The sequence below is a fragment of the Rhizobium bangladeshense genome (genome assembly GCF_001662075.1).
GTDB classification, from domain to species: Bacteria; Pseudomonadota; Alphaproteobacteria; order Rhizobiales; family Rhizobiaceae; genus Rhizobium; species Rhizobium bangladeshense_B.
Genome location: NZ_LYPL01000056.1, coordinates 1 through 2,734, shown reverse-complemented (window position 1 = coordinate 2,734; position 2,734 = coordinate 1). Strand labels below are relative to the sequence as shown.

Genomic DNA, 2,734 nt, shown 5'->3' with positions numbered 1-2,734 from the left:
TGCCGCGCAAGCGGAGTTCCCATACGTTTGTATCGAGGTCATGTATGGCATCCCCAGATCATATCCCGCAGAGGCTTCGCGATGGCGTCGAAGCAGCTCAGCACACTCATTTTCGGCGGTCAGTTAAGGGACCGGGACGGCCCACGTTCCGTTCCAAGGTCGTCCGAGACCTTTCCGCTATCTTGGATTTGAACCGCGACGTCCTCGCTTGGTCCTGCAGTCCACCACGGCTCACGGTGGGTGGAAAAGACCACATGCCCGATCTCCATATGCAGGACATCGACGGCGGGTGGTGGATGCTTGATGCATTCGACCGTAAGCTTCCAATGGACCCAATGGTTATCGCGCGAGCAGCAACACAGGCGGCCCAACGCTATCGCGTCGTAGATCGATCCGAAATTTATGACGGCTTCCGCTTGAGGAACGCGGTCGACCTTCTACGGTATGCTGGGCACACCGTCCCGCTGGGAGACCGCGTGCGGCTTCTCGCCGCCCTGGACGAGAATGGCTCATTGCCCTTCGCTGACTGCCTCCGGGTACTCAGAGAAACGCAGCCGGTCGCTGCCCTTGCCTCTCTCATCCTCCAGGGACTGGTCGAGGTCGAACTCGATGACGCGCTGATCGGCCCGGAAACGATGGTGAGACGAATACGAGCCTGACTTTGCTCGTAACCGTCCAACGCCCCATCATCGAGGCCTATCATGACTTACCATGCGACGCGGACTCAGCCTCCGCAAAACCTGGCGACGCTCGTCGCCACCATGCTCATTAGACGTACCATCCGACCGCTTCTGGCCGCATCGAGCTTTGTCGTAGCGATCAAGCTTCCGGACCGGACAGATTTACACCTCTACGAACAGGTTACTCGGAGGTTGCTCAAGAGGGAGCACATTATCGAAATCGATGACGGGGTGATCGTCAACGAGGCATCGGATATCACGCAAACGGGCTGGAATTTGATTTCGAGATTTCGGGACGTTTGCCGTGTCGTCGTCTTTTACACCGAAGACGATGAAATCTCCTCAGACCTCGCGGTCACCATCGACCTCCGGAGAAGTATTGCTCCTGCGCGTGCGGATCACTTCATGGCCGCGGCAAAAAGCCTTGGCGTACCGATTACCAAGGAAGAAGCCGCGTATCTGGTTATGAAACCTATGCGTGACCTTCGCCTCGCGATCCGCCCAGGACGTCCGGTCGATCGCATCGTTCGACAGTTGAAAGCGAAGCCCGAGGCCGATGTCGAGTCGGCTCCTAAAGTACATGCGCCTGGCACCGTTCTGCTCGAACGAATGGAAGGCTACGGGGAGGCGAGGAGATGGGGACTCCAACTGGCCGATGACATCAAGCGGTGGATGCGGGATGAAATCGAATGGAGGGACATTGATCGCGGTGTCCTCCTCAGCGGTCCGCCAGGTTCCGGCAAAACCACGTACGCCCGTGCGCTGGCAAACAGCTGTGGGGTTACGCTTATCGCAGAATCCGCGGCTTCGTGGCAGGCCAGGGGTCACCTCGGCGACATGCTCAAGGCTATGCGAAAGTCTTTTGCGACCGCTCGCGCGGCCCAGCCATCCATCCTGCTTTTGGATGAATTTGATAGCTTCGGAAATCGAGGGGTTTCCCAGGACGCCTGGAACCATGATTACAAAGTGCAGGTGATCAACGGCCTTCTCGAGTGCCTCGATCCAAGCGACGGGCGGGAGGGCGTGGTCGTGATCGCCACGACAAACAACGCGAAGTCGATCGACCCCGCGTTCCTGCGGCCGGGCCGCCTGGAACGGATTATCGATATCCCATTGCCGGACGCGGACGCTCGGAAGGCCATCCTGGAGTTTCATCTTCGGCACGAATACGCAGGCGATCTCGACCAGTTCCGCGATGCGACGGAGGGATGGTCCGGTGCGGATATCGAAAAGCTTGCACGAGACGCGCGTCGCATCGCGCGGCAAGCGGAGAGGTTGGAGGTGAGGGAAGAGGACATCCTCGCCGTCATCCCACCTGTTGTGGCCCTCACAGACGACGAACGGTTCCGACTGGCCGTCCATGAAGTCGGCCACGCCATCGTCGGCTATTCCCTCAGGCCAGAGAGCCTAGTGAAGGTGACGATTACGAACAGGAGGCCTGCGATTGCGGGCTGGAACCGGATCGGTACAACCCAGTTCGAGCAACCATTTCCGTTCATGCCGACGGCCAGACATTTCCAGGATGTCATTGCTATCTTTCTAGCCGGGATGGCGGCAGAGCGCATAATCCTGGGAGACCATTCCGCCGCTTCCGGTGGCGACCCGTCGGCCGACTTGGGTATCGCGACCGACTTTGCCACCATGATCGAACGCAGCTTTGGTTTCGGGGATGGGTTGCTGACGGACATGGGATCGGGTGGCCGACCAATGGAAAGTCTGCGCATGGCTGACCCGTTGCTCCGACAAGCGGTTCGTCAAAGGTTGGATGCCGAGTACAACCGCGCCAACGCGATTTTGACGAACAACCGGCACGCATTGGAAATCCTTGCTGCTCGTTTATCGGAAAATCTCGAGCTCAGCGCAGGCGAGGTCCGACAGGCTTGCGAGCTTGCTTCAGGTCCAAAGAGCGGCCGTAAAAGCCGACGGAGGTCGGGATCATGAAGATTTGGGTTTTCTCGGACTTGCATCTCGAGTTCGGCGTTTCCTTCGTGCAGCAGGCTGGTGTCGACGCCGATGTGCTGGTTTGTGCCGGCGACTTGATGACACGCGGCGTT

2 protein-coding genes are annotated in these 2,734 nt (G+C 58.9%); both read left to right on the top strand.

Features of this window, described 5'->3' with window-relative positions; all coding sequences use genetic code 11:
* Nucleotides 1-254 precede the first annotated feature (254 nt).
* Nucleotides 255-659, top strand: coding sequence for a hypothetical protein (locus tag A7X77_RS31205; protein ID WP_245293820.1), 405 nt, complete (start codon nucleotides 255-257; stop codon nucleotides 657-659).
* 42 nt (nucleotides 660-701) lie between these two features.
* Nucleotides 702-2,621: an AAA family ATPase gene (locus A7X77_RS31200; protein WP_064686639.1), complete on the top strand. Its 1,920-nt coding sequence runs from the start codon at nucleotides 702-704 to the stop codon at nucleotides 2,619-2,621.
* Nucleotides 2,622-2,734 lie beyond the last annotated feature (113 nt).

Excerpts from the sequence above, each read along its gene's own strand:
- A7X77_RS31205 (WP_245293820.1), top strand. The coding sequence starts at position 255 with ATGCCCGATCTCCATATGCAGGACATCGACGGCGGGTGGTGGATGCTT.
- A7X77_RS31200 (WP_064686639.1), top strand. The coding sequence starts at position 702 with ATGACTTACCATGCGACGCGGACTCAGCCTCCGCAAAACCTGGCGACG.